This window comes from Sphingomonas panacisoli (assembly GCF_007859635.1).
GTDB lineage: Bacteria > Pseudomonadota > Alphaproteobacteria > Sphingomonadales > Sphingomonadaceae > Sphingomonas > Sphingomonas panacisoli.
This window is the reverse complement of the sequence record NZ_CP042306.1, coordinates 836,522-860,272: the sequence shown is the minus strand read 5'-3', so window position 1 is coordinate 860,272 and position 23,751 is coordinate 836,522. Positions and strand designations below refer to the sequence as shown.

Genomic DNA, 23,751 nt, shown 5'->3' with positions numbered 1-23,751 from the left:
AGAAGGAGATCGATTATGTCCGACAACAAGACCCGGCGCGCGCCGCAGGATGCTTCGCGCATCGCAATGGGCGAAAACTATGAAGTCTCTTATTGGACCGACAGGTTCGGTGTCAGCCGCGACCGTCTGCAGCAAGCGGTCGACGCCGTCGGCAACGGCGCCGAGGCGGTAGAAAAATATCTCAAACGCTGATCTTCTCGCCGGGCCGGTCGGTCACGAAATCGCGGGCCCGCCGCGTCCGCGCCCGACCGACCAACTTCCGCCGTCGCCCCACAAGATTCCCGATACCGATTTGCCGACCTGGCGATCGAAGATCGTCCGCCACGGGACGAGGGTAAACTCGCGTGACTTTTCGATCGCCGCGAAACGTCCGCTCAGGAGGTCGAGGCGGGGCCGGAGAACGCCCTCCACATAATCGCCGCCCTCCGCTTCCGAGAAGTGGAATCCGAGCTCATGCGACACCTGCGCTGTAACCCTGCGCAATCCCCGCTGCCGTAGCGCCGCTACCATCCCTGCCACATAGGTCGCGCGTCCCGCTTCCCCGGCAGCGAGAGCTTGCGCGATGAGCCAACGGCGCGCCGCTCTTGCGCTTAGCGGAGGTCGGCGCCGAACCGGGCTGCGCGAACGGCCGCGCTGTCGGGCGATAGCAGCCGGTGGTCGAGCCAGGTTTCGGCATCCGCGTCGGGCAGCGTGGCGAGCAGTTGCACCGACAGGATTTCGAAGGCCACGACGGTCGCGCGCGCGCCGCGCCTCATAGGGTTGCGCGTCGGCCGAATGGTCGTTCGAAAAATCACCCACTGCCCTGAGGCTTTGCGGGTCGACGTGCCGATGAGGCGGCGCATCGCGTCCAGCTGGCGAACATGGGTCTGAGCGAAGGCTTCGTTGGCGCTCGGATCGTGATGCAAATGCGGTTCCACATTGTAGCGCCCGCCATTCGCCTCGGCGACGGAAGCGACGGTGCGATCGACGCCGCGCGCTCCGTCCTCGCTTGCATCGATCCGCACGATCGCGCCATCGGGGATCGCCTCGACATTCTCGCCTTTGCCAATCGCCAAATAATATCCGCGCCCGTCGATGCCTTCAATCGGCAGATAGTGACGGTCCCCATGTTTGTTAGGCGGAGGCCACGCTCGATCAGCGGGCCCGTCAGCGCCGGGTCGCCGGCCGTGAGCGGATTGAAGATCGCCAGCTCTGCCGGCGACCGGTCAATCGCGCGACCGGCACATCCGCGCTGCATGTAACGGACAATGTCGGCGCGTTCGGACCCTTCGCGATTGGACTGAACGACTTGCCGTTGCCGACGTTTGTTCGCCAACGGAGGCTTTGAGACTATGCTAACCGAGGATTTTCTGCGGCATCGCCGCCGCGAACAGTTGAGCGACGAAGAACTGGCAGCGCTCGACGCGATCATGTCGCCACCGGCGCGGATCCCCAAGAGAACGACGATCATTCGGGCCGGCGAGACCACCGACCGCAGCACGTTCCTCCTACAGGGGTTCATGTGCCGCTTCCTCGACGGAGCCAACGGCCATCGCCAGATTCTCAGCATCGAGACTTCGGGCGATTTCGTCGATCTCCACGGCTATCCGATGAAGCGCCTCGATCATGACATCGCGACGATCGGCGACTGTGAAGTTTCCTACGCCCAGCACGGCAAACTCACGGCCCTGATCGAGCGCTACCCAACGCTTGGCAGAATGCTCTGGTTCTCGACGTTGGTCGACGCCGCCATGCACCGCGAGTGGATCTTCCGGTTGGGGCGGCTCGATGCCGAAGGCCGCATCGCGCATTTGATCTGCGAAACCTATGCGCGGCTCGACGCAGTCGGCCTGGTCGATAATGGCGCGTTCGAGTGGCCGCTAACCCAACAGGAGATCGGCGAGGCGTGCAGCTTGACCAGCGTCCACGTCAATCGGACGCTGCGTACGTTGCGCGAGATCGGATTGGTCGAGATCGCCCGCCAGCGCGTCCGCGTTCTCGATCTCGCAAAGCTGGCGCGGCTCGCCGAATTCACGCCCGACTATCTCTACCTGGATAATCACGACCGCACGCCCTGAGCGCGACCCGAACAGAATTCGGCTTAACCTCCGTCAGCTTGTCCGCGGTGCGCGGCAACCATTTCCTACCCTGAGAATTTGCAATTTCATGGCCCGATACTTTTTCCATCTCTTCAACGACGAAGTCACCAGCGACGACGAAGGCACCGAGTGCCCGGACGACGCGGCCGCGATCGCGCTCGCCGAAGAGGAAGTCGCGATCCAGGCTGCCGAATCGGTCCGTCGGCACCGTCACCTGGTCCGCTCGCACCATATCGTCCTCGCCAACGAGGCCGGCGACACCGTCACGACGATTACGTTCGGCGACGTCGTCACGGTGCAGGAATGACGAGACGCCCGGCTCGTCCGCTCGGCCGGCACCGTCAACCGATACATCCCCCCAACCCAGCTTACTCAGGTCAAGGAAATCCAGAGATGAAAATCAGCACCGACGCGCGACCCTTGGCCTTGGCGACCGCTGCGATGGCCGGCGGCGCAATGGCGGCGGCGATCGTGCCGATGTTCCGCGCCGAGCGCCGGTGGTTGCGGCCACTGGGCGAGCGATTCAACGCTACGGTCAAGCGCAAACTGACGGCGGCGGGCCAGGCGGCGAAACGCGAGTTGACCTCGTCGATCCCCGTGACGCCGGCGGCGGCCCAATCGACCGTCGAGCGCGTCATCGACGAGGCCGTGTCGGCGTGAACGGGCCCACGGCGGTTCGCGTCAATCCCGATAGCGCAAGCGAACCGTGGAGCATCGGCGCAGTCCGTCCGGAAACGAGCGACCGCGCCGTCGAGGCCTTCGCGGTCGCTTACGGTTTGAGTCCGCGCGAAGTGCGCTGCCTCACCGCTGCCGAACCCGATGGGTCGCTCTGCGCGCTGGCGTTCGAACGGTTGCGGCTGCAACAAATCGCGTAGCTCATGACCGGGTCGGCCGCACGGAGCGAGTAGCGTTCATGCCCATCGGGCCGGCTCAGCGGTGAAGTGCAACGACGGAGAAGAAGGCTTCCCCGGCGACCATGAGCGATCTCATAGCGGCATTGATGGAAGAAATGGCCGAAGCCGCGGCGGCGAACGATTTCGAACGCGCTACCGATTGCCGCGATCGCATCGCCTTGCTGCGGGGCGGGGCGGAGGACAACGCGATCGAAGACGCCGATCTGTCTGGGGTGCGCCGCCCTGCGCCCGGCGCGATGGGCCTCGGCACCAGTCAACCGCGGATCGAACCGCCCATCGGCTGGCGCCCGCCGCCCAAGCCCGATCCGATGACGGCAGGCCAAAAGCGGCGCGGCAAAGTCGGCAGCGCGTGTCGAAAGACTAGGGATACAAGCAATGCTTGAAGGCGGATGTGCGTGTGGGGCGGTACGCTATCGCCTCGATTATCAACCGTATGACACGGGTTGGTGCCATTGCCGGCTCTGCCAGCGACTGTCAGGGTCGGGTGGAATGATATTCACGACGGTGCCGCTCTTCGCCTTTGTGATCGTCGATGACGAGGGCAAGGCCGGGCGCTTCGCCTCCACGCCGACTGGCGAGCGGTCCTTTTGCACGGCGTGCGGCACGCCGCTCACGATCCACGTTCGGCACCAGGCCGACGAGATCGACATCGCGGTGGGCTCACTCGACGACCCGAACGCCGTCACGCCCGGTTTCCACCTGTTCGCTCGCCAAGCACCAAGCTGGACGACGTTCACCGATGGCCTGCCGCGCTACGACGCCTTGCGCCCGAATACGCGTGGCCTAGCTTCCGGCCAGACCGAATTATAGCGCCGACGATGGGAGGGCCGCGGTGGTGGCGGGCGAGCTATTCGTCGCCACGAGCGCGGGGCGCTATCACGACTTGCTGGACGACCGCGCGACGCGGTTGGGTGAGCACGTAATGAACACCGACCGCGATGTCTTCGGCGCGCAGCATCGTTTCTTTACGGATTTCCTCCGCCTGTTTTTCGGCGCTGAAATCGGGATATTGAAAGTCCGCACCGGTCTTGGCCGGCTCGACGTTGCAGACCTTGATGCCCTTGGGCGCCAGCTCCTTGCGCACCGCTTCGGCGAACCCGGCCACGCCCGCCTTCATGCCCGCATAGACGCTGCCGCCCGCGCCGAGCAAATGAGCGGCGACCGAGCCGATGAAAACGATGTCTCCATGGTCTTTCATGACGTCGGCCGCCGCATAGGCGGTCGTCAGATAGGCCGTGAAATCGGTCGCGATCGCGTAACGCAGCTCGTCGGCGGTCATGGTCGTCAAGCCCTTGGCGGGGATTGCCGCGTTGATGATCGCGATGTCGAAGTCGCCGAAATAGTCCTTCGCACCGCTGACGAAGCGATCGACACCGTCGGGGTCGGCGAGATCGACCGTCATCCCGCCGCCCTTGCCAACCTCGCGGATCCGCTCGAGCCCATCATTAAGATGCTGTTCGTCGCGTCCGCAGACGAACACGTCGACGGCCTCCGAAGCGAGGAGCACGGCGATCGCGCGACCGATTCCGGTGGTGCCGCCGGTGACGATCGCTTTGCGACCGGTCAAGGCGGGTTGTGCGGTATGGGCATCGCTCAGGTTCTTCGCGGGTGGGTCTGCAAGGTCGGACATCTGAGGCCTCCGTTCGGATCGCAACGCGGGAGGGTTCACGCGCCAGACAGCGGCATGACGATCAGTCGTCCGACCGAGGCTCGGCCATCCCGCGATGCAGTTCGGCCAGCACTTTCTGCGGCACAACACCCGCGGCGGCGACCTGCAGCTTGTTCTTCCAGCCCGACACGATGTGACCCTTGCCCGCCATTATCGCGTCCCAGCCGTCCTTCGCGACGTCCGCCGGATCAGCCTTGTTGGGGTCCTGACCTACTTGCGTGTCGAGCATGTCGCCCCGCGCGAAAAATTCGGTATCGACCGGCCCCGGCATCAGCGTGGTCAGCGTGACGCCTTTCGATTCCTTGATCTCGTTGCGCAGCGCTTCGGTGAAATTGTCCACGAATGCCTTCGTCGCATTGTAGACCGCATTGAAGCTGCCGGGAATGTAACCCGCGATCGACCCGGTCACGAGTATCTTGCCGTCGTCGCGCGCCACCATGTCACGCAACACGCGTTGCACCAGATAGATGGTGCCCGTCACGTTCGTGTCGACGGCATGCCGCCAGGTGGCGACGTCCTGATCGAGGAATGCACCGCCGGTACCGGTGCCGGCATTGGCGCAGAGCAAGTCGATCTGCCGCCCGCTCGCGGCCGCCAGCAATGTGTCGACACCGGTGATCGTCGACAGGTCCGCCTCTACCGATTGAACATCAGTGCCGAATTGCTCGAAATCACGGGCCGCCGCGTCGATCAGCGCTTCGTCGGCAACGACGATCAAATCGTAGCCATCCTTGGCAGCAATGCTCGCCAGTTCGAACCCGATACCGGTCGAGGCACCGGTTACGATCGCAAGTTTGTTGGCCATGTCGATATCCTTTAAGCTGCCGTCGTCATGCCGGGTTTCAGCACGACCTTTGTCACTTCGTTCTGGTTGTCGTGGAACATCTTGTAGCCCTTGGGCGCGTCCTCGAGCGGCAGGCGGTGGCTGATCAGGAAGTCGCTATCGATCTTCCCATCGAGGATGGCCTGAAGCAGCCCCGGCATATAGTGCTGGACATGGGTCTGGCCGGTCTTGAGCGTCAAACCCTTCTCCATGAACGCGCCGAGCGGGAACTTGTCGACGAAGCCGCCATAGACCGCCGGCATCGACACCCGGCCGCCCTTGCGGCACGCGAAGATCGCCTGGCGGATCGAATGCGTCCGGTCGGTGCCCAGGAAGGTCGATGCCTTGATCTGGTCGATCACATTGTCGACGAAGAAGCCGTGCGCTTCGAGACCGACGGCGTCGATCACGGCATCGGGGCCGATCCCGCCGGTCATCAGCATCAGCGCCTCATAGGTTTCGCTTTCCTCGAAATTGATCGTCTCTGCGCCGAATTTCTTCGCCAGCTCGAGCCGGTGCGGGAAATGGTCGATCGCGATGACGCGCTCGGCACCCATCAGGAACGCGGACTGTACTGCAAACAAGCCGACCGGCCCGCAGCCCCATACCGCAACGGTATCGCCGGGTTCGATCTCGGCGTTTTCCGCCGCCATCCAGCCGGTCGGCAGGATGTCCGACAGAAACAGCACCTTGTCGTCGTCGATGCCCTCGGGAATGATGATCGGCCCGACGTCGCTGAACGGGACGCGAACATATTCGGCCTGACCGCCGGCATAGCCGCCTGTCATGTGGCTGTAGCCGAACAGGCCCGACATCGGCTGGCCGTACAGTTCCTGCGCGATGTCCTGATTGTCGGCAGGCAGGCCGTTGTCGCACGCCGAATATTGATGCTTGCCGCAGTGATAACAGGCGCCGCACGCGATCGTGAACGGCACGACGACGCGCTGGCCTTTCTTGAGCGTCGACTTCGGCCCGACCTCGACCACCTCGCCCATGAACTCGTGGCCAAGGATGTCGCCCGACTGCATCGTCGGAATATAGCCATCGTAGAGGTGCAGGTCTGACCCGCATATCGCGGTCGAGGTGACCTTGATGATCGCGTCTCGCGGATTGACGATCCCGGGATCGTCGACGGTGTCGACGCGGACGTCGTGCTTGCCGTGCCACGCGAGCGCTCTCACAATCCCATCTCCTCGAATTGCTTGGCGTTCATCGCAGGGGTCGCGACCTCGCCGGTTTCCATCAACTGCTTGAAGCGGCGCAGATCACGCCGCGCCTGGATGGCCGGCTCGCGCTGAAACATCTTGGCGATCAGCTTGCCGATCGTGCCGGCGGGCGGCTGGTAGGCGATCGTCGCCGTGACCACGGTGCCGCGCGCACCCGCATCGCGGAAGGTGACGCGACCCGAATTGGGGACCTCGGCGCCGTCCTCCGATTGCCAGGTGATTTCCTCACCCTCGACCTCGTTCGTCACACGCGCGTCCCATTCCACGGTCTTGCCACCGGGCGCCTTGACCACCCAGTGCGAACGACCGCCGTCGAGCGCGTCGATGCGAACGACGTTCTCCATGAAGCTCGGGAGATTGGTGAAGTCGCGGTAATAAGCGAACAGGTCGGCTGCCGGCCGGTTGATCGTTACAGCCGCGGCGGTCAGATCGCGATCGGGCTTGATATGCTTGCGCGTCACGGCAGGCGCGTCGTCGAGGTCGGTCGCCATGTTCATCTCTCTTCCGGTTGAGCAACGCGAACGCGCGCTTCACCGCATGCGATCCGTCCGGATGCCGCCAACCTAACGGAAGTTAATGCGATTTTTCGAACTGCGGCAAACCGTCCCCAATGCGTTCGGTTACGTTGGGAGTCGCGGAACCAATACCGAAAGCAGGACTTGTCCGATGATCCCATCCAACGCCGGATGGCCCGATAGGAGGTTCGTATGAAAATCGTTTGGGGAATGGCGCTGCTCGCGGCGACGCCGGCCGCACTGATGGCGCAGATGGCAGCGCCGCCGACCAAGGATTTCGTGAAGAAAGCCGGCGCGAGCGACCTGTTCGAGCGGCAGGAAGGCCGCCTCATGATGACGTCGACCAACCCGGCGGTGAAAAAGTTCGCCGCGGAGATGGTCCGCGATCACACCAAGAGCACCAACGATATCAAGGCCGCCGCGCGTGCGTCGCGCGTCGTGGTGCCCGCGCCGAAACTGGATGCCGAGCAGATGCGCAATCTTGCGGCGTTGCGGGCAGCAAGCGGGGCGGCGCGCGACCAACTCTATATCGACCAGCAGAAAGCGGCGCATCAGTCGGCGCTGGTGCTGATGGAAGCCTATGGCCGCGAAGGCGGCGCGAAACCGCTGCGGACGGCCGCGTCGAAAATAGCGCCGGTCGTGAAGATGCATCTCGACATGCTGTCGAAAATGTAGAGCGGGCCGGGCGGCGCGTGCGCCGCCCGCTCAGCCGCGGAGCAGCGCCGGAATCTCGCCGAGAAGGTCGCGCGCCAAAAAGCCCAGCGGCCCATGTCGCCGGGCGACCGCAGCGCCAGCCGAGCCGTGCAGCCACACCCCCATTGCGGCCGCGTCGAACGGTGAGGCACCGCGAGCGAGCAGACCGCCGATCAATCCCGCGAGCACGTCTCCGGACCCGGCGGTGCCAAGCCCGGGCGTGGTGCTGACGTAACGGGCCAGCCGGTCTTCCGGCGAGGCAACGAACGTTTCGGCGGCCTTCAGCACGACCACCGCGCCGAAACGGATTGCGGCGCGCTTCGCCCATGCTGCTGGCGATCCGGCCACGTCGTCCTTGTCGGCCGACATGAGGGTGGCCAGTTCGCCATGATGCGGCGTGAGGACGAGACGTCCGGGCAGTTCGGTATCGATCGACCGAAGCGCCGTCATCGCGCCGGCGTCGAGCAAGCAAGGGACATCGCCGCCTTTTGCCAGCAGTGCCGCGACCAACCCCGGCGTACGCTCGCTCTCGATCATTCCTGGACCGACGATCAGGGCATCGCATCGGGCGCAACCATGCTCGAGCGCGTCGATCCCCTCGGCCGTCAGTTCGCCATCGCGCGACGGAAGACCGATAACCGCAGCTTCCGGGAACGCCACGCCGAGCAAGGGCGCGATCTCGGCGAGCGTGGCGAGCTGGACCCTTCCCGCCCCCGATCGCAGCACGGCCTCGCCGGTCAGCAGGATCGCCCCCGGTACCAGCGAAGAACTTCCGACGACAAGAGCCTGGCCCCGCTCGTCCTTGCCGCCACCGTCGCTGCGCGGGCAGCGCCGTTCGAACCAGGCGCGATCGAGCAGCTCGGTCATCCGCGGGCCGCGACCGGCGGGTCGGGGGCGCGCGTCACTTCGACCGCCACCTGCTCGACGGGTACGACATAATTGTAACGCACCAAAGACAGATGGTCGCTCGTGTTATCGTCGCGCCGGTAATGGGTGACCGAGCAATTGGCGACATCGCCGGCGGCATCGATCTCGAGGATTTGCCGTTCGCTCATCGCCTCCAGAATGTAACGCAGGCACAGCACGACGACCTGATGACCCACGATCAACACGTTGCGGTCCGCGTGATGGAGCACAACGGTGTCGAGCAACGACCGCAACCGCAGGATGACGTCGCACCAGCTCTCGCCGCCGGGCGGGCGGTGGTAGAATTTGCCCATCACGTGGCGAATTTCGGCTTGCTCGGGGAAGTGGCGCCGCACCCCTGACAACGTATAGCCGTCGAGGATGCCGAACTCCTTCTCGCGCAGACGCTCGTCGGCGACGACAGGTATCTGCTCCATGCCGCCAGCGTGCTGCACGAGGCTCGCGGTTTGCAAGGCACGCTGGTAGGGCGAAGCGAACACGACGTCCGGCTGATCGCTCGATTGGGCAAACCATTGGCCCAGCGCCGCGGCCTGTTCCTTGCCGAGCGCGCTCAAGGCGACATCGACATCGCGCCCGTGGATCGCAATCCGGTCCAGCGCAGCCTCGTCCGCGGCGTCACGCGCAACATTTCCAGCGCTCTGACCGTGACGGACAATCCACAGATTCTCGGGCCAGCGACGCGCCATCAAGCCGCTCTCGCTTGCTCATGCCGAAAGCACTTCGTCGGGGTCATGCAAGGCGGAACGGCGCGGCGATCATCAAGGTTCCCGGCTGGCCGGGTCTCTCTGCCACCGAGGGCCGCTGCCGCATTTCGTCAGGAACGAGAACCCGCCCTGCCCGCCAGATAATCGTGCTAATGCACATTAGGTTTCGATAATCGCGGTCAAATTTGGGGAACAGGCGCGAACTCCGATTGTCTTCAGAGCATAGGAGACAGCCAATGTTCATGCACAACAAGCGCCTGCAATATACCGTCCGCGTGGCGGAGCCCAATCCGGTGCTGGCATCCCTGATCATCGAGCAATTCGGCGGAGCGGACGGCGAACTGGCCGCAGCGATGCGCTATTTCACGCAGGCGCTCGGCGAGGTCGATCCCGGCCGTAAGGATCTTCTACTTGATATTGCCACCGAGGAATTGAGCCATCTCGAAGTGGTCGGATCGATCGTCGCCATGCTCAACAAGGGCGTCAAGGCGCAGATATCCGAAGCCTCGATGAAAGAGGCGGATCTCATGATCGCGGTCAATGCCGGCGGCGCCAGTCAGAAAGAGAATTTGCTGTTTGGCGGCGGCCCGGCGCTGATCGATTCAACCGGTGTTCCGTGGACGGCCGCCTATGTCGACAGCAAGGGCGACCCGACCTGCGACTTACGGTCCAACATCGCTGCCGAAAGCCGGGCAAAGATCGTCTATGAACGGTTGATCAACGTCACCGACGATCCTGGGGTCAAAGACGCGCTGGGTTTCCTGATGACGCGCGAGATCGCCCATCAAAAATCGTTCGAAAAGGCGCTTTATTCGATCGAAAACAATTTTCCGCCGGGCAAGTTGCCGGGGATCGCCGCCTACGCCAACGCCTATGTCAACACCTCCCAGGGCGAAGGCGACATGGACGGTCCGTGGAACAGTGGCGAACAATGGGATCGTATCGACGATCTGGAACAGGTCATGCCATTCGACGATGGCGACGGCACGGCAAGTGTCACGCTAGCCAAGAAGGACGAGGCGGCGGTGGCGGCTCTGGCCACACGAACGCAGTCCAATCCGGGCGCCAATGTCGCAACCGGTGCCGATCTTGGCGCCGGCCCGGGTGCCGGCCGCACGAGCGACGAAGACCTGGGCGGCGCGAAGGACATTGCCGAAGCGACTGCCATGGCGAAAAAACGCTAAGACATCGGGCGGGCCGCTGGGCCTTACGAGCGACCCGCCCGGATCCGGTCACGCTTTGGCGCGCTGGTCGGGCGGATAATCTTCCGGCTTGACCGTCCCGACATTCGAACGATCTTCCACATCCTCCACCGGCTGACCGCCGGGCGTGTCGACCACAGGCTTGCGCTCGGTCTTCTCGTTGGAAAGCGCTGGTTTGCTTTCGTCCGAAAGACCCGGCGTCTGGGGTTCCGACATGATCATCTCCGCGTTACGCTGCCGGACACTCCGACATCAGTGGCATACGAGCCAGCACCGCTGCGGTTCCGTCACCAATGCAGGCTGACTGCACCGGTTGCCGGTATCCGATACTCGATGAGACGGTCGCGACGGCGACGCGGCGTCAGCGCGTCGCCGGCGCTCGTGCGCAAGACGGTTCCGGCCAACCTCCCTCGGCTTACGGGCGCGAGAATGAACACGGCCTCGCGTGCTTCGCCGCCTTGAATCCCGAACGTCAGCGATCGCGTTGATGTCCGCTCGCTCGTCACCGGAAAATGGTCGCAGAAGATTCTGAATGGTGCGCCGCTCACATTGTGAAATGCCCGGCTCGCAAAGACAAAGGCCGCGCCGGCACCATAGATTTCCTGACCTACTTGCCCGGCCGGCTGGCCGTCGACGTACAGGTCCTCGACGGGGAACGACAGAGAGCGGTCGATATGGCCGTTGCGGATTTTGTCGGTCGCAATGGCGTCAACCGGCAAGGCGTCGGGATAATAATACCAGGCCCGATCGAGCGCATATTTGCAATATTCGCTGATCAGCAGCCGCGCCGCGGGGTCGAGATCGGGGCCCGAATCCTTGAGGTACTGTTCGAAGGCGGCGAAGCTGTCGGAGCACTCGAAGATCGCCATGTAGGGTGCATCGTGCAATGCGGTCGCACCGAGGAAGACGTCGTAGTGCTTGGCATGACCGATTTGCGACTCCCAGATCGCCGTGTTGTGGAAAAAGCTGGCGAGATAAACATAGCTTTGCTGGAGATAATATTCCTCGTCGGTGATACGCCATAAGCGCAGACATGCCGCTGCGCCCCACGCTGTGAGATTGGCCTGGTAGTTGAGTTCGAAGCGCATGTTGCGCGCGGCATCGATCGCCTTCCGGGCTTCCGTCAGATAGTCCTGACGTCCCGTCAATTCGTATGCCTGAATCATGACATAGGCATAGAGGCCGCCGACATCGGTCTGACCAAGTCCGTCATCATTTCTAGCCTCGACGATAACCTCGAACGTGTCGACCTTGAACTGGATGGGCCAGCGATAATCGAAATGACGCGCGGCCTTGATGGCAAAATCGAGCGATCCCTCGAACAAGCGGCGCGCGCGGCGGTCGCCCGCCAATGCGAGGTGTCCGAGGTTGAGGAGTGGGTGATAGAGGTACCAGCTGTCCACGGCGAGCTTGTCTTTGTCACGACCGACGTTCGGCAAATAGCGCCGCATCGTCTTGAGCTTGCGATCGTGGAATTTGGCCAGCCCTTGCTCGAGTGCTCTGGCAAACGGTACTTCGGCCCCGGTCCAGGCGGCGAAGTTGCGCAACGCCGAAATGATCGACATCTGAACCATCACATCGGGATATTCGGCCGCCGTATAAGGGTGGATATAGGTGTGGCCGTAGTGCCGAATGGTGGCCTCGGGCGCCCGCTCGAGATCGCGCAGCGTCCGGCGACTGCGGTCGACCCAGTCGTGATACGTGGTCGGCGGCGCCGCCAATTTGCGATAGGCGGCCCCCAGCATTTGCAGGAAGCGCCGTGCCGAATTCTGCTCGTTGGCGGCGGCCTCGTCATGAAAGACGATGATCGCGTCCGACACGGTGACCGCCTTTCGCGCGGGAAGCGGTCTGGTCGGCGGAGTTCCGCTTTGCGGCGGTGTTGGCGGCAGGAATCCCAGTTCGGGCCATTCGCCGCCCACTGCACTGTCGGGCTTGGTCCCGGTCGCCGCAAAATAGTCGTTGAGCGCGGTCAGGTTCTGAAAATAGAGCACACTGCCAAACGCCGGGCGATCGAGATGAAAGTAGATCAGCCCGCTGTTGAGGCCACGCTGCGCCGCCTCGACCGTCCCTTCTGCCCGCAACGGATCGTCACCCCTTCCCAAGGGATAAAGGTCGCGTGGTAGATAAGGAACAAGGAGCGGCACCGAAGGCGTAAGCACGGTAGTGACGCGCATCAACGGCAGGCTCATGCCGTCGCTCTTGATGCTGACGATTTGCTTGCCAACCGCGCTCCGAACGCACAGCCGGAGACACTCATCGCCCGTCGTTCGCAACGTCGTGACGTCGCTCACACCGCCCCAGCAGTGCGCCAGGCGAACCGCCAGCCCTCCGCGCTCCGGGCGGCGAACGAGTGCCCAGATCGAGTCCTGCCCAGCGGCAATATCGATGGTGCGATCGCCTACGGAAAACTGAGCGACCTTCCGCATCCCCTCGGCCAGCTCGGCCCTCAAACTGATCGTTGCAGCGCTCGCTGCGATTGCACGCCCCATCGCGATCTCCTGTCTGCACGCAGGCGCTGCCATGCCCCGGCGCAGAGGAACTGCGCTTCAGGACCGGCGGCCACGGCGATATCCGGTGCGGTCAAACGTCCGATGTTCATGGACGGTTTCATGCGGATGGCGTCCCAGAGATGGGCCGATCGGGGCTCTCGCGAAACGCGCTCATGCCAAATCTAATCCACATCAGCACGATTTTCGGCCGCTCGATGAGACCCGCCGTCGGGCCAAACGTTCCCGAAAATTGCACAGCGAAAGGGATTATGTGGACGCTCTTCTCCTCGACCCGTCTTCCATCGAGACTAGCCGGGACGGAGCGCCCGCTTCGTCCCCGCCGGTCGTCAAGGTTGTCGAGCGGAGCGTCTATCGTGGTCCAAACATCCACAGTCTCCGGGCGATGGTCCGCGTGCGCGTCGAGATCGGCCCGTTGGAGCTTCATCCAGCGAGTGCGCAACCCGGCCTGACGGACGGCTTGCTGGCGCTATTGCCCGGTCTCGCGTTGCACCACTGCAGCAAGGGACGTCCTGGCGGGTTTGTCGAGCGGCTGCGCGAGGGCACGTGGTACGGCCACGTCGTGGAACACGTGGCGCTGGAGTTGCAGGTCCAAGCGGGCACGCCGGTATCGCGGGGAAAAACCCGCTCCGTGCGGAGTCGCCCCGGCACCTATGATATTCTAGTCGAGTATCGCGACGAGAATGTCGCGCTGCTCGCGCTTCGCCATGCCCTGGTCCTGACGTCGCGGCTGCTTCCGGCTGAATTAGGCTCGCTCGATCTTGGCCAACTGGTCGCCACATCCTCTCTCGACGATCGGGCAGCGGTCGGCGACATGATCGCCGAGATCGCCGCACTTGCCCGGCGGACGGCATTCGGCCCTAGCACCCAAGCGTTGGTCGATGCCGCGCGACGGCGCGGCATTCCCGTCACTCGGCTCGACGAACAAAGCCTGGTCCAACTCGGCTTCGGCAGCCGTCAGCACAAGATCCGCGCAAGCATCACTGGCAACACCTCGCACATCGCGGTCGAGACAGCCGGCAACAAGCAATTGACCCGACAATTGCTATTGGACGCCGCCCTGCCCGCGCCACGTGGCGTCGTCGTGCGATCCCTCGACCAAGCCCGAGCGCAGGCAAGGCGGTTTCGCGGCCCCCTCGTCGTGAAGCCGGTCAGCGCCAACCATGGCCGCGGGGTTACGTTGAACGTCGATGCGAACAGCTTGCCCTCGGCCTTCGCGACGGCGCGCGCTCATGGCACACGCATCATTATCGAAGAACAATTGCCCGGCGAGGACCATCGCTTCCTCGTCGTCGGCGGGCGGGTCGTCGCCGTGGCCCGCCGCCGCCCGGCAAGCGTCATCGGCGACGGCATTGCCGACGTTGCGACGCTCGTGGCGCGGGCCAATGACGATCCGCGTCGCGGTTCGGGTCATGAGAACGTACTTACCCGACTCGTCATTGACGACGCGGCGACCGCTGTGCTGGCAGCGCAGGGTCTAGCGCCTGGATCGGTACCGTCTCGCGGTCTGCCTGTTCGCCTCCGGGACACCGCGAACCTGTCGACCGGCGGAACGGCCGAAGATTGCACCGACGACGTTCATCCCGACAATATATTCGTCGTCGAGCAAGCTGCCGCCACGATTGGATTGGACGTCGCCGGAATCGACTTTCTTTCGCCTGACATTGCGCGACCGGTTGCGGAAACCGGTGGCGGCATCGTCGAGATCAACGCCGCGCCCGGCCTCAGAATGCATCTCGCCCCATCGTCGGGCACGCCGCGCGATGTCGCGGCACCGATCGTCGATCATTTGTTCCCGCGACCGCGGGACAGCCGGATACCGATCGTCGCGATCACCGGCACGAACGGCAAGTCGACCACGGCGCGCATGGTGGCGCGTATCTTGCGCGAGACCGTGCGAACCGTCGGCCTCACCAGCACGAGCGGGATCTACATCAATGAGCGGTTGATCCGATCCGCGGACGCCAGCGGGCCAAAGAGCGCACGGCAGATCCTCGCCAATCCGACGGTCGATGTGGCGGTTTTCGAAACCGCACGTGGCGGCATTTTGCGGGAGGGGCTGGGATTCGATCGCTGTGATGTCGGTTGCGTGTTGAACGTAACGGAAGATCATCTGGGACTGAAAGGCATCGATACCGTCGATGATCTCGCCAACGTCAAGTCGGTCGTTATCGAGGCCGTGAAGCGGCGCGGCGTCAGTGTATTGAACGCCGATGACGCCCGAACCCGACGGATGCGCCGCCATGCGCGCGGTAGGATCTGCTGGTTCTCGATGCATGGCCTGCAGCAGCTTGTCGCCGATCACGTCACAGCGGGCGGAGACGCCGTCGTGCTGGAGGCTGACGGCGAAAAGGACGCCATCGTGATCTATCGTGGTCGCGACCGCACACTGGTCACCACGGTGGACCACGTGCCGGCGACGCAAAAGGGCGCCGCGGGGTTCAATGTCGAGAACGCCTTGGCAGCAACGGCGATTGCCGCCGGTTTGGGTGTTGCGGTGGACGCGATCGCCACAGGTCTTGCTGGCTTCACAACGTCCTATGAAGACAGTCCTGGCCGGTTGAACATCATCGATCGGTACGGCGTCACGGTAATCGTCGATTATGCTCACAACCCGGCGGCCGTCACCGCGCTCGGCAAATTTCTTGCGACGTTGCGGCAGCCCGGACGCCGGTTCATCGGTACGTACAGCGTGCCCGGAGACCGGCGCGACGAGGATCTGATCGGGATGGGAACTCTTGCGGCAAGCCTGTTCGACGAGCTGGTATTTCGCGAAACGCCCGATGGCCGCGGGCGTCCGCGTGGTGAAATCAATGCTCTCATGTCGAGCGGCGCAATTGCCGGCGGCATGGCGGAATCGCGCATTCATCGCATTGTCGAAGAAGGTGCAGCCACCCTGTTCGCCTTGAACCTTGCTCGGCCCGGCGACGTCGTCGTCATCAGCCCCACGCAGATCGACCTGGTGTGGGAACTGGTGAGCGATTTTACCCCTGCCCGTCCGCGAGCCGACCATGACTGAGCGGGGATGGTCGATCATCGTTCATGGCGGTGCCCGCACCATTTCGGAGCACCGACAACAAGCCAACCGGTCAGGTTGCGGCGCGGCCGTCGCCGCGGCGGCGGACGCGCTCGCGGGAGGTGCCAGCGCCCTAAATGCCGCGGAACTGGCCGTTCGCCTGCTAGAGGATGATCCGACCTTCAACGCCGGTACCGGTGCGGTATCGACGCGGACTGGTGAGGTCGAACTCGATGCCGCGATGATGGACGGTTCTAGCCTCGCGGTCGGGGCGGTGGCAGCGATACGCGACATCCGAAATCCTGTCATGGTCGCTCGGCTGCTACTGGAGGCCGATCCCGTATTGCTAGTCGGCGACGGTGCGCGCGCCTTTGCGCTCGAGCATGGTATCGAATCAGGCACCCCCATGGGAGTTCGTCTAATGCCCGATCCGACTGACCCGTCGCACGACACGGTGGGCTGCGTGGCGATCGACGGCGAGGGTCGGGTGGCGGTAGCGACGTCCACCGGCGGGCTGACGGGGCAAATGCCCGGTCGCGTCGGCGATGCTCCGATTCCGGGTTGCGGCTTTTACGCCGACGATCATGCCGGTGGGGTTGCCATCTCCGGGGATGGGGAAAGCATCATGCGCGTGCTTCTGGCCGGCCGCGTCGTCGAGCAGCTGTACCGTCACCCGGCCCAGACCGCTGTGGTGAGCGCACTTCCCGCACTCCAGCGCGTCGGCGGGGAAGCGGGTATCATCGCTATCGATCGGTCGGGCCGTTTCGGTGTGACGCACAACAGCGATCATTTCGCCGTTGCCGCGATCAACAGCCGGATGCCCCGCCCGATTGCTGGTGTCCACCGCGACGAATTCGAGGATTTAATCAATGGCTAGCTGCGCGGGACCGCTGATCGTTATCGGCGGTCATGAAGACAAAGAGGGCGACAAGGCGATTTTGCAGGAAGTTGCGGCCCGGCTCGATGGCGGCAAGCTCGTGATTGCGACGGTCGCCAGTCATGAACCAGAAGGATATTTCGACGCCTATCAAAAGGCCTTCGCCGCGCTCGGCGTGACCGATCTTGTCGAACTCTATGTCAACGACCGCGACGAAACGCGGTCACCGAAAAATCTCGACCTGTTGCGCGACGCAGCCGGAATTTTCTTTACCGGCGGCGATCAATTGCGGATTTCGTCGCAGATCGGCGACACGCCGATCGAAGAGATGGTCCGCGCTATCCACGACAGCGGCGGCGTCGTCGCCGGAACCTCCGCAGGCGCATCGGTGATGAGCGAGACGATGCTGGTACGTGGTTCCAGCGCGGAATCGCACCGCATTGGCGATCTCCACATGGCGCCGGGTCTTGGCCTGATCCGAGATGTCATCATCGATCAGCACTTCGCTGAACGCGGTCGCATCGGCCGCCTGCTCGGAGGCGTCGCCCAAAACCCCCGGGTGCTCGGCATCGGTATCGACGAAGATACCGCCATCGTCATCGATGGAGACACCTTCAAAGTCGTTGGGGCGGGTGCGGTCTACGTCGTCGATGGTTCAACCGTCAGCCATTCCAATATTGCCGAGGCGGGCCGCCAGGAAGCGCTCTCGATGTTTGGTGTCAGCTTGCATGTATTGTCGTCGGGCGATCAATTTAAACTGTCGTCTCGCCGTCCTTGCGCCCGCGATCCATCGACGTAAGGTCCTTTCCAGACGCTTCCATCGCGAGCGCCGCGAATTCCGCGTTCGTGAGGCGAGCGCCCGATACCGCGCCGGCGGTCCAGATGACGGAGGTGCAGACACTCGTACCGACCTCATTGTCAGCCGCCAACGCACGGACGGCCGTCATGGCGGAGGCCAATTCCTTGGGTCGCGCCTGTGGCGCGGTAAATTCGCCCTTACGGTCCCACCGTGAGAATGCGACGATATCCCAGCTCCCCAGAGCGCGCAGCACATGGCGATCGGGCTTGCTCAAATCAAAGCCGAGGAGCCGCAATGCTTCTGCCGCAAGCGCGATGCCGAACCCAGGAAGTTTCCACTGCGATGAGTGTCCGAGCAGGACGGCTGCTCGATCTGGCGAACCGTCGGCGGCCGCAAAGACGTCTCGAAGGTATTCGTAACTGCCGTGCGCTTCCAGCACCGTCGCGGTACGGCGTAACCGGCGCAGACCTTGGGCCAGGCCGGCACTACCGGCCCTATGACGAGCGAACCAAGGTACGAGAGTTTGGTCGATATTTACGTCGGATAGCGCAGCGAAGCGGGCGAGATCGTAATGGTGAAATGGCTCGGACAAAGCGGGTCTGACGGCGGCGATCCGATCCCACCTGGCGTTGCCAGACAATAAAGCGACCGTGAACGCCTCGAACACGCGTCGATCGCTCAGTCGGTTGGGCGGGAAGCCCCCGACGAATTCAGGTGTCTCGGCGTCGATCTGGCTCCGCCAGTCACTCCGCCACGCGTCGAGGCGATTCAACAACGCGCGCCATAAGCCAATTGAAAATAGGTTGTTCGTGTCCGCTCGTTCCGGGGGCCACAAACTTCGATCAGAGGTCATCGCCCGACATGTATCGCTCGAACTCTTCCCGATAGCGGCGCGTAACCAGCGCTTGATCTTCAGGCGATAGGTCCTTGGCAAGCTCGACGAACCATGTCCCCTCTTCCGAATAGACATGGTGCGCCACAGCGCCTTCGATGTGACCGAGCTTGTCGAGGAAATCCTCGCTCATGGGATCGAGGCGCTCGAGCAAGCCGAGTTCCATCTTGGCAGCGGACTGCTCCTGATAGGCGAGTTCAGCATGGGCGAGCTGCTTGTCGGCGGCGAGTGCGGGATAGATCGCCGCTTCTTCCGCGATGGCATGTCCTGTCAGCATGATTGCCAGACGGCGGAGCGCCGATCGCCGGGCCTCCGGCGTGGTGGCGGCTCGGACAGCCGCGAACAGCGCCTCAATGCGTTGGTGATGCTCGAGGATCATTGACAGCCAATCGTTCGGCTTGGTCATGTCCATTGCCTTTGCTCGCGCTTCCAGGCGCGCCTCGGCACTTTCGGGCGGCGTAACGGCGGCGATCACCTTATCCAATAGCGACATATCTGGTCTCCCGTTGTTAGATCACGAACCGCCGCATCGAGCGGTAGTTCCGCGGACGCGGGCGCCTCGCTCGGTAGGACCATCACCAGCGCTAGGGTCTTCTCAGGAGGCTTTAGCAATGGTCAGAAAATCATACTGAGCGACGTTAGTTTTGCCGGCAAGCACGCAACCGTGGTCGCGTCACTTCGTTCATTCCATCTCCTCAACGACTACCGCTTACTCGTCGCTTGGCGACGTCAAGTGGTGATGATTGTTCGGTTTATTCAACGGAAAGACTTATGTTTCACTGGACTCATACTGCTCAGAAGCAGCTGGAAGAAAAGTTGTTCGCGCACGTCGACGCAAGAAGTTTTCCCTGCGTGGGCGCGAAGTCCGCCTTGGCCCGCGGAACGCTTAGCGTTCTGGCATGCGACCGCATCGACAGCGCTTGGGACGACGTGCGCATCCACGATCATTTGCTGCGCTTCGCGCAATCGTATCGCGAAGATCCTGCGCTGTTCCAGTCGTTTGCCGTGGTGTTCGACGGCCCGAGCGATCTCGACGAAATCGCGTTCGAGCGCGCGCTGTGGGATCGCGTGCAATCGCTGAGCGACAAGGACGTGTGGCGCGGCCAGGATTACGATCCGCGCGTCAGCCCCGATCCTGCCAACCCGCATTTTTCCCTGAGCTTCGGCGGCGAGGCCTTTTTCATCGTCGGCCTCCACCCCAATGCCAGCAGGCCCGCGCGGCGGTTCGGGAATCCGTGTCTCGTGTTCAATCTCCACGATCAATTCGAACGCCTGCGCGCCACCGGCAAATACGAGGGTTTACGCGAGAAGATTCTGGTGCGGGACGACCGCCTGGCGGGATCGCGCAATCCGATGCTGGCGCGTCACGGGGATGCCAGCGAGGCGCGCCAATATTCTGGCCGAGCGGTGAACGACGAATGGCACGCACCCTTTGCCTATCAGGGGGAGCCGCCGCGATGATCGACACGGTGGTGATCCCGGAGCGAAGCGGTACAGCCTTCAAGCTGGACAAGGGCGCTACGCTGACCGTCATCGATCCGCGCGGCGAGCAGGTTGCCGACTTGCTCGCGTTCAACGCGGAGGATGTGCGGGAGGTCATCTCCTCGGGCCGCACGCTCGATTACGCAGAAACGATCCGCCTCACTTTGGGCAATAAACTCTATTCAAATCGCTCGCGCGTGATGCTCACCATCGTCGGCGACACGGTCGGCTGTCACGACTTCCTGCTGACCCCGTGCTCGATCGACACCTTTCTTCATTTCTATCCCGATTTGCCGCCGCATCGCGGCTGCTTCGGAAATCTGGCCGAGGCTCTGGCGCCCTACGACATCGCGCCAGACGCGATACCCATTGCATTCAATTGCTTCATGAACGTGCCCGTCGACGGCCAGACCGGTAAGCTCAAAGTATTGCCGCCGCTCAGCAAAGCCGGTGACTCGATTGCGCTGAGGGCCGAGATGGATTTGATCATCGGTTTGACGGCCTGTTCCGCACCGGACTCGAACGGTGGCACGTTCAAGCCGATCCATTATCGGATCGATTGATGAAACAGCCATGTGCTTCCGTGGGGCTTACGGCGCAGGTGAGCAATCTCGACCGCAGCGGCGACGTCGGGTCGCGCCAGTGAAGCTGCTCGAGCGACTAAAGCAACTCGGTCCCGGCATCGTGACCGGGGCGGCAGATGACGATCCAAGCGGCATCGCGACATATTCCCAAGCCGGTGCGCAATTCGGCTCAGGCCTGTTGTGGACGATGACGCTAGCCTATCCGCTCATGGTAGCGGTCCAGCTAGCCAGCGCCAGGGTTGGACGCGTGACAGGTCACGGTCTCGCGAACAGCCTTGGCAAGGTGATGCCGCGATGGCTGGTGATGCCGTTGATCGGATTGCTGTTCGTCGCCAACACCATCAACATCGGCGCGGACCTCGCGGCGATGGGTGACGCCGTGGCGCTCGTGGTCGGGGGATGGGAGCACGCTTACACAATCGGTTTCACGATCCTGTCGCTGCTGCTCCAGCTATTCCTGCCTTATCACCGCTACGTTCGCATCCTGAAATGGCTGACACTCATCCTATTTGCGTACATCGCGTTGTTGTTCATGGTGAAGGTCGACTGGTCGACTGCGCTACGCGGCCTCGTCCTTCCGACGATTGCCGGTGCGGGCGCATTGACGACGATCGTCGCGATATTCGGCACGACGATCAGTCCCTATCTCTTTTTTTGGCAAGCAGCGCAGGAGGTGGAGGAAATCGACCAAGCGCCACAGCGCAAGCCGCTTCGCGATGATGGCGCGCAGGCGGCCGGCGCGCTGCAGCGGATCCGCTGGGATACGGTCACGGGGATGGCCGTGTCGAACGTCGTTGCGCTGGCGATCATGGTCGGCACGGCAACTACGCTACACGCCGCAGGCAAGACCGATATTCAAAGCGCAGCCGATGCTGCGGCGGCGTTGCGGCCCGTTGCTGGTGACCTCGCGTTCGCAATCTTCAGCTTGGGGATCATCGGAACGGGACTGCTGGCTGTTCCGGTCTTAGCCGGTTCATCGGCCTATGCGGTATGTGAGATCGGCGGCTGGAGTGCGAGTTTGGAGCACCGCCCCGCGCGTGCCAAGGCTTTCTATTTGATTATTGGCTTGGGCATGATCCTCGGCCTCGCCATCGACTGGTCGCCGATCAACCCGATGAAGGCCTTGTTCTGGAGTGCCGTCATCAATGGTGTCGCCGCGGTCCCGGTGCTGATCGGCCTCATGATCGTCGTATCGAAGCGTAGTATCATGGGAGAGTTCGTCGCCTCGTGGCCATTGCGCCTGTTTGGCTGGATGGCGACGGCCGTCATGGCAGCGGCCGCGCTTGCCATGTGCGTCAGTCCGTCCTGAACTTACTTGGAGGCTGTCATGGAACTCTTGGAGGCGATCGTTGGCCCGGACGTCGGCTCGCCGAGCACCGCGCAGTTCTGCGCGCGCGCCGTGCTCCTGTTCGTTTACGGGCTACTGTGCATCAGAGTTGCTGGTCGCAGGACATTCTCTAGTCTTAGCCCGCTCGATATAATCGTTGCGATCGTTGTGGGCTCCAACATTAGTCGTGCGATGACAGGCAAGGCACCGTTCGTCCCCACCTTGGTGGCAACCATGCTTTTGGTCGTCCTTCATCGCCTCGCCGCAATGGCGACGGTGCGATCGAACCTATTGTCGCGCTTGATCAAAGGGTCACCGACGACCTTGGTTCGCGACGGCTGCATCGATCGTGCCGGCATGATGCGACACGACATCAGCGACGAAGATCTGCTCGAAGGGTTGCGGATGGAACAGGTCGAGGATCCGGCGGACGTAAGGCTGGCGACGATCGAACGCGGCGGAAAGATAAGCGTCGTACCGCGCGCGAAGGCGTGAGTGTCTACAAGCGGTTGCGGCGCCGCGAGCGATGGTTCGGGCCGGACCGTACCGGAGGACGACGCGAACGCCGCTCATGCGATCCGGTATCCACGCCCACCCTGTTACCTCCGTCAAACGCCGTCCACCTTCGAAGGAGATATGAACGTGGTTGATCTCGCTGGCTGGCTGGCGCTTGCAGCAACGAGCATCGCGGCGGTAATGACCGCAGCCAATCTTGGCCCCCGCGTGACGGGGTGGGGATTCGTAATCTTCACGGTCGGCGCTGCCGCATGGATTGCGATCGGTCTCGCAACGCATCAGTCGCAATTGCTGTACTCGAACTGTTTTCTCGCCGTGGTCGATTTGATCGGAATCTGGCGTTGGTTGGGAAGCCGGGCGCGGATTTCCGATGCGGCGGCAGGCGAGGTTCGACGAAGTCACGAGCCAGCGGTGGAGACGCTGTTTTCCGCCGCGCGTCTCGATAATCTGCCGGTGTATTCGCCGGCGGGAAACGTGATCGCCCGAGCTGTTGACGCCCTGATCACCTGTCGGGGCGGGAGCATAGCTTATTTCATCGTGCGGACCGGTGGCGTCGGCGGGGTCGGCGAGGCCTTGCGACGCCTGCCATGGGACGAAGCCAATGTGGCTGATACCGGCATTCGCACACGTCTCGACGATGCCGCTATTCAACGACTGCCGGAGGCGGAGCCTGATTCGGCGACTGCCCAGACAGATTGAGATTAATGTCGGCGCCTCGAAAGTGGCGCATCGTGCAAGGCTGCAACCGGGAGGACGTCGATGCCTGCGGAAAGAGAAGCGGACTATGTCGCGCGCCGCGCCAGCGAGGAGCGATTGAAGGAGGCTGCGGCTACCGATCCGGCCGTCAAGAAAATCCATCGAGAGCTAGCCGAAGCCTATGAGGCCCGAAGCCATATTGTGCGCCTAAAGGCAGGACAGTAGCGCCTCATCTTCTCTCGTCCCCCGAGTAAGGGCGCTTCACCCGTCAAACGCGCGACATTTTCAGTAGGTTAGCGCGTGG

General features: G+C 63.0%; 29 protein-coding genes. 17 read left to right on the top strand and 12 right to left on the bottom strand.

Annotation, left to right across the window (positions count from 1 at the left end; all coding sequences use genetic code 11):
- Positions 1-15 precede the first annotated feature (15 nt).
- Entirely contained in the window at positions 16-192 is a 177-nt protein-coding gene (locus FPZ24_RS04395) for a DUF3606 domain-containing protein (RefSeq protein WP_146569894.1), read from the top strand.
- Between the two features lie 21 nt (positions 193-213).
- Here the strand turns inward: FPZ24_RS04395 and FPZ24_RS17915 are convergent, their stop codons facing one another.
- Together FPZ24_RS17915 and FPZ24_RS17725 are read right to left on the bottom strand one after the other, a co-directional pair.
- On the bottom strand, positions 214-564 hold the full coding sequence (locus tag FPZ24_RS17915) for a DUF3363 domain-containing protein (RefSeq protein ID WP_420853396.1): 351 nt from the start codon (positions 562-564) through the stop codon (positions 214-216).
- A 26-nt stretch (positions 565-590) separates the two neighbouring features.
- Complete coding sequence (locus FPZ24_RS17725) at positions 591-1,055, bottom strand: DUF3363 domain-containing protein (RefSeq protein ID WP_275669355.1); 465 nt, start codon at positions 1,053-1,055, stop codon at positions 591-593.
- Positions 1,056-1,331: 276 nt separating this feature from the next.
- On the opposite strand from FPZ24_RS17725, the gene FPZ24_RS04380 reads away from it, so the two are divergent.
- The 6 genes from FPZ24_RS04380 (at position 1,332) to FPZ24_RS04355 (ending at position 3,802) form a co-directional block, all read left to right on the top strand.
- Complete coding sequence (locus tag FPZ24_RS04380; RefSeq protein WP_146569892.1) at positions 1,332-2,057, top strand: Crp/Fnr family transcriptional regulator; 726 nt, start codon at positions 1,332-1,334, stop codon at positions 2,055-2,057.
- A gap of 88 nt (positions 2,058-2,145) precedes the next feature.
- Positions 2,146-2,385 (top strand): DUF6894 family protein, encoded by a 240-nt coding sequence (locus FPZ24_RS04375; protein WP_146569891.1) that lies wholly within the window; start codon positions 2,146-2,148, stop codon positions 2,383-2,385.
- Between the two features lie 86 nt (positions 2,386-2,471).
- Positions 2,472-2,738 carry a hypothetical protein gene (locus FPZ24_RS04370; RefSeq protein ID WP_146569890.1) on the top strand — a complete coding sequence of 89 codons (267 nt, stop codon included), beginning with the start codon at positions 2,472-2,474 and terminating at the stop codon, positions 2,736-2,738.
- Positions 2,735-2,953: a hypothetical protein gene (locus FPZ24_RS04365; protein WP_146569889.1), complete on the top strand. Its 219-nt coding sequence runs from the start codon at positions 2,735-2,737 to the stop codon at positions 2,951-2,953. Before FPZ24_RS04370 ends, FPZ24_RS04365 begins: the two co-directional genes overlap by 4 nt.
- A gap of 101 nt (positions 2,954-3,054) precedes the next feature.
- Positions 3,055-3,375: a UvrB/UvrC motif-containing protein gene (locus tag FPZ24_RS04360; RefSeq protein WP_146569888.1), complete on the top strand. Its 321-nt coding sequence runs from the start codon at positions 3,055-3,057 to the stop codon at positions 3,373-3,375.
- Complete coding sequence (locus tag FPZ24_RS04355; protein WP_146569887.1) at positions 3,368-3,802, top strand: GFA family protein; 435 nt, start codon at positions 3,368-3,370, stop codon at positions 3,800-3,802. The genes FPZ24_RS04360 and FPZ24_RS04355 overlap by 8 nt, the downstream gene beginning before the upstream one ends.
- A 37-nt stretch (positions 3,803-3,839) precedes the next feature.
- Here the strand turns inward: FPZ24_RS04355 and FPZ24_RS04350 are convergent, their stop codons facing one another.
- The 4 genes from FPZ24_RS04350 to FPZ24_RS04335 all read right to left on the bottom strand — a co-directional run bounded on the left by FPZ24_RS04350 (position 3,840) and on the right by FPZ24_RS04335 (position 7,201).
- Positions 3,840-4,622, bottom strand: a complete 783-nt coding sequence (locus FPZ24_RS04350) for an SDR family oxidoreductase (RefSeq protein WP_146569886.1) — start codon at positions 4,620-4,622, stop codon at positions 3,840-3,842.
- A 61-nt stretch (positions 4,623-4,683) separates the two neighbouring features.
- Complete coding sequence (locus FPZ24_RS04345; RefSeq protein ID WP_146569885.1) at positions 4,684-5,466, bottom strand: SDR family NAD(P)-dependent oxidoreductase; 783 nt, start codon at positions 5,464-5,466, stop codon at positions 4,684-4,686.
- 11 nt (positions 5,467-5,477) lie between these two features.
- A complete protein-coding gene (locus FPZ24_RS04340) occupies positions 5,478-6,665 on the bottom strand; it encodes a zinc-dependent alcohol dehydrogenase (RefSeq protein WP_146569884.1) in 1,188 nt (395 codons plus the stop codon).
- A complete protein-coding gene (locus FPZ24_RS04335; protein ID WP_146569883.1) occupies positions 6,662-7,201 on the bottom strand; it encodes an SRPBCC family protein in 540 nt (179 codons plus the stop codon). The genes FPZ24_RS04340 and FPZ24_RS04335 overlap by 4 nt, the downstream gene beginning before the upstream one ends.
- Before the next feature lie 216 nt (positions 7,202-7,417).
- Between FPZ24_RS04335 and FPZ24_RS04330 the strand changes: the two genes are divergently transcribed.
- Positions 7,418-7,900 carry a DUF4142 domain-containing protein gene (locus FPZ24_RS04330; protein WP_146569882.1) on the top strand — a complete coding sequence of 161 codons (483 nt, stop codon included), beginning with the start codon at positions 7,418-7,420 and terminating at the stop codon, positions 7,898-7,900.
- Between the two features lie 30 nt (positions 7,901-7,930).
- On the opposite strand, the gene FPZ24_RS04325 is transcribed toward FPZ24_RS04330, so the two are convergent.
- Together FPZ24_RS04325 and FPZ24_RS04320 are read right to left on the bottom strand one after the other, a co-directional pair.
- Complete coding sequence (locus tag FPZ24_RS04325; protein WP_146569881.1) at positions 7,931-8,785, bottom strand: NAD(P)H-hydrate dehydratase; 855 nt, start codon at positions 8,783-8,785, stop codon at positions 7,931-7,933.
- The gene (locus FPZ24_RS04320; protein WP_146569880.1) at positions 8,782-9,531 is read right to left on the bottom strand and encodes a histidine phosphatase family protein; all 750 of its coding nucleotides are present in this window, start codon (positions 9,529-9,531) and stop codon (positions 8,782-8,784) included. Before FPZ24_RS04320 ends, FPZ24_RS04325 begins: the two co-directional genes overlap by 4 nt.
- Before the next feature lie 293 nt (positions 9,532-9,824).
- Between FPZ24_RS04320 and FPZ24_RS04315 the strand changes: the two genes are divergently transcribed.
- Complete coding sequence (locus FPZ24_RS04315) at positions 9,825-10,733, top strand: manganese catalase family protein (protein WP_240047603.1); 909 nt, start codon at positions 9,825-9,827, stop codon at positions 10,731-10,733.
- A 48-nt stretch (positions 10,734-10,781) separates the two neighbouring features.
- On the opposite strand, the gene FPZ24_RS04310 is transcribed toward FPZ24_RS04315, so the two are convergent.
- Both FPZ24_RS04310 and FPZ24_RS04305 read right to left on the bottom strand, forming a co-directional pair.
- Entirely contained in the window at positions 10,782-10,967 is a 186-nt protein-coding gene (locus tag FPZ24_RS04310; RefSeq protein ID WP_146569878.1) for a hypothetical protein, read from the bottom strand.
- 71 nt (positions 10,968-11,038) lie between these two features.
- A complete protein-coding gene (locus FPZ24_RS04305) occupies positions 11,039-13,240 on the bottom strand; it encodes a hypothetical protein (RefSeq protein ID WP_146569877.1) in 2,202 nt (733 codons plus the stop codon).
- Between the two features lie 31 nt (positions 13,241-13,271).
- Between FPZ24_RS04305 and cphA the strand changes: the two genes are divergently transcribed.
- Genes cphA through FPZ24_RS04290 form a run of 3 tightly spaced genes read left to right on the top strand, consistent with a single transcriptional unit; the run spans position 13,272 to position 17,950 of the window.
- Positions 13,272-16,277, top strand: a complete 3,006-nt coding sequence (gene cphA, locus FPZ24_RS04300; RefSeq protein WP_146569876.1) for a cyanophycin synthetase — start codon at positions 13,272-13,274, stop codon at positions 16,275-16,277.
- Entirely contained in the window at positions 16,270-17,151 is an 882-nt protein-coding gene (locus FPZ24_RS04295; RefSeq protein WP_146569875.1) for an isoaspartyl peptidase/L-asparaginase family protein, read from the top strand. The genes cphA and FPZ24_RS04295 overlap by 8 nt, the downstream gene beginning before the upstream one ends.
- Complete coding sequence (locus tag FPZ24_RS04290; RefSeq protein ID WP_146569874.1) at positions 17,144-17,950, top strand: cyanophycinase; 807 nt, start codon at positions 17,144-17,146, stop codon at positions 17,948-17,950. The genes FPZ24_RS04295 and FPZ24_RS04290 overlap by 8 nt, the downstream gene beginning before the upstream one ends.
- Here FPZ24_RS04290 and FPZ24_RS04285 read toward each other — a convergent pair.
- Both FPZ24_RS04285 and FPZ24_RS04280 read right to left on the bottom strand, forming a co-directional pair.
- On the bottom strand, positions 17,904-18,722 hold the full coding sequence (locus tag FPZ24_RS04285; protein WP_146569873.1) for a hypothetical protein: 819 nt from the start codon (positions 18,720-18,722) through the stop codon (positions 17,904-17,906). The genes FPZ24_RS04290 and FPZ24_RS04285 overlap by 47 nt on opposite strands.
- A 70-nt stretch (positions 18,723-18,792) precedes the next feature.
- Positions 18,793-19,335 (bottom strand): hemerythrin domain-containing protein, encoded by a 543-nt coding sequence (locus FPZ24_RS04280; RefSeq protein ID WP_146569872.1) that lies wholly within the window; start codon positions 19,333-19,335, stop codon positions 18,793-18,795.
- A gap of 278 nt (positions 19,336-19,613) precedes the next feature.
- Between FPZ24_RS04280 and gntA the strand changes: the two genes are divergently transcribed.
- From gntA to FPZ24_RS04255, 5 genes are all read left to right on the top strand, one after another.
- Positions 19,614-20,303, top strand: a complete 690-nt coding sequence (gene gntA, locus FPZ24_RS04275; protein WP_146574168.1) for a guanitoxin biosynthesis heme-dependent pre-guanitoxin N-hydroxylase GntA — start codon at positions 19,614-19,616, stop codon at positions 20,301-20,303.
- On the top strand, positions 20,300-20,887 hold the full coding sequence (locus tag FPZ24_RS04270) for a DUF1989 domain-containing protein (RefSeq protein ID WP_146569871.1): 588 nt from the start codon (positions 20,300-20,302) through the stop codon (positions 20,885-20,887). The genes gntA and FPZ24_RS04270 overlap by 4 nt, the downstream gene beginning before the upstream one ends.
- 79 nt (positions 20,888-20,966) lie before the next feature.
- Positions 20,967-22,217, top strand: a complete 1,251-nt coding sequence (locus FPZ24_RS04265) for an NRAMP family divalent metal transporter (protein WP_240047602.1) — start codon at positions 20,967-20,969, stop codon at positions 22,215-22,217.
- Between the two features lie 18 nt (positions 22,218-22,235).
- Positions 22,236-22,730: a DUF421 domain-containing protein gene (locus FPZ24_RS04260; protein ID WP_205012863.1), complete on the top strand. Its 495-nt coding sequence runs from the start codon at positions 22,236-22,238 to the stop codon at positions 22,728-22,730.
- A 147-nt stretch (positions 22,731-22,877) separates the two neighbouring features.
- Positions 22,878-23,450, top strand: coding sequence for a PRC-barrel domain-containing protein (locus FPZ24_RS04255; protein WP_146569869.1), 573 nt, complete (start codon positions 22,878-22,880; stop codon positions 23,448-23,450).
- Positions 23,451-23,751 lie beyond the last annotated feature (301 nt).

Coding starts and splice junctions, on each gene's coding strand:
- FPZ24_RS04345 (WP_146569885.1), bottom strand. CDS start 5,466: ATGGCCAACAAACTTGCGATCGTAACCGGTGCCTCGACCGGTATCGGG.
- FPZ24_RS04350 (WP_146569886.1), bottom strand. CDS start 4,622: ATGTCCGACCTTGCAGACCCACCCGCGAAGAACCTGAGCGATGCCCAT.
- FPZ24_RS04375 (WP_146569891.1), top strand. CDS start 2,146: ATGGCCCGATACTTTTTCCATCTCTTCAACGACGAAGTCACCAGCGAC.
- FPZ24_RS04370 (WP_146569890.1), top strand. CDS start 2,472: ATGAAAATCAGCACCGACGCGCGACCCTTGGCCTTGGCGACCGCTGCG.
- FPZ24_RS04320 (WP_146569880.1), bottom strand. CDS start 9,531: ATGGCGCGTCGCTGGCCCGAGAATCTGTGGATTGTCCGTCACGGTCAG.
- FPZ24_RS04295 (WP_146569875.1), top strand. CDS start 16,270: ATGACTGAGCGGGGATGGTCGATCATCGTTCATGGCGGTGCCCGCACC.
- FPZ24_RS04305 (WP_146569877.1), bottom strand. CDS start 13,240: ATGGGGCGTGCAATCGCAGCGAGCGCTGCAACGATCAGTTTGAGGGCC.
- FPZ24_RS04325 (WP_146569881.1), bottom strand. CDS start 8,785: ATGACCGAGCTGCTCGATCGCGCCTGGTTCGAACGGCGCTGCCCGCGC.
- gntA (WP_146574168.1), top strand. CDS start 19,614: ATGTTTCACTGGACTCATACTGCTCAGAAGCAGCTGGAAGAAAAGTTG.
- FPZ24_RS04395 (WP_146569894.1), top strand. CDS start 16: ATGTCCGACAACAAGACCCGGCGCGCGCCGCAGGATGCTTCGCGCATC.
- FPZ24_RS04380 (WP_146569892.1), top strand. CDS start 1,332: ATGCTAACCGAGGATTTTCTGCGGCATCGCCGCCGCGAACAGTTGAGC.
- FPZ24_RS04330 (WP_146569882.1), top strand. CDS start 7,418: ATGAAAATCGTTTGGGGAATGGCGCTGCTCGCGGCGACGCCGGCCGCA.
- FPZ24_RS04355 (WP_146569887.1), top strand. CDS start 3,368: ATGCTTGAAGGCGGATGTGCGTGTGGGGCGGTACGCTATCGCCTCGAT.
- FPZ24_RS04360 (WP_146569888.1), top strand. CDS start 3,055: ATGAGCGATCTCATAGCGGCATTGATGGAAGAAATGGCCGAAGCCGCG.
- FPZ24_RS04335 (WP_146569883.1), bottom strand. CDS start 7,201: ATGGCGACCGACCTCGACGACGCGCCTGCCGTGACGCGCAAGCATATC.
- FPZ24_RS04270 (WP_146569871.1), top strand. CDS start 20,300: ATGATCGACACGGTGGTGATCCCGGAGCGAAGCGGTACAGCCTTCAAG.
- FPZ24_RS04280 (WP_146569872.1), bottom strand. CDS start 19,335: ATGTCGCTATTGGATAAGGTGATCGCCGCCGTTACGCCGCCCGAAAGT.
- FPZ24_RS04310 (WP_146569878.1), bottom strand. CDS start 10,967: ATGTCGGAACCCCAGACGCCGGGTCTTTCGGACGAAAGCAAACCAGCG.
- FPZ24_RS04260 (WP_205012863.1), top strand. CDS start 22,236: ATGGAACTCTTGGAGGCGATCGTTGGCCCGGACGTCGGCTCGCCGAGC.
- cphA (WP_146569876.1), top strand. CDS start 13,272: ATGCCCCGGCGCAGAGGAACTGCGCTTCAGGACCGGCGGCCACGGCGA.
- FPZ24_RS04290 (WP_146569874.1), top strand. CDS start 17,144: ATGGCTAGCTGCGCGGGACCGCTGATCGTTATCGGCGGTCATGAAGAC.